The organism is Pantoea sp. BL1 (assembly GCF_000963985.1).
In the GTDB taxonomy this organism is placed as follows: domain Bacteria; phylum Pseudomonadota; class Gammaproteobacteria; order Enterobacterales; family Enterobacteriaceae; genus Pantoea; species Pantoea rwandensis_B.
In genome coordinates, this window is sequence record NZ_JZRH01000099.1 from 1 (window position 1) to 357 (window position 357).

At 49.6% G+C, this 357-nt stretch carries 2 tRNA genes; both read left to right on the forward strand.

Annotated elements, in window-relative coordinates:
- Positions 1-40: 40 nt before the first annotated feature.
- Positions 41-117 (forward strand) — tRNA-Ile (locus VH86_RS24530).
- Positions 118-267: 150 nt separating this feature from the next.
- Positions 268-343 (forward strand) — tRNA-Ala (locus VH86_RS24535).
- The last annotated feature ends 14 nt before the right edge of the window (positions 344-357 follow it).

Below are 357 nucleotides of genomic sequence, written 5' to 3' on the forward strand. Positions count from 1 at the left end.
ATTGTCTGATAGAAAAGTAACGAGCAGAAAAAACCTCTACAGGCTTGTAGCTCAGGTGGTTAGAGCGCACCCCTGATAAGGGTGAGGTCGGTGGTTCAAGTCCACTCAGGCCTACCAAATTCGCACTCATGCGGCGTTATGTACTCGGTCGTTTACCAAAGTAAACTTCCCTCCTACATGCCTTGCCTGAGCACGAATTTACGTTTTCATGTAAATGAAAAAGTAACTCCTGGTGAGTGGTAGTAGTGGTCTCTGCAGTAACTGTATGGGGCTATAGCTCAGCTGGGAGAGCGCCTGCCTTGCACGCAGGAGGTCAGCGGTTCGATCCCGCTTAGCTCCACCATTACAGTGACTCAA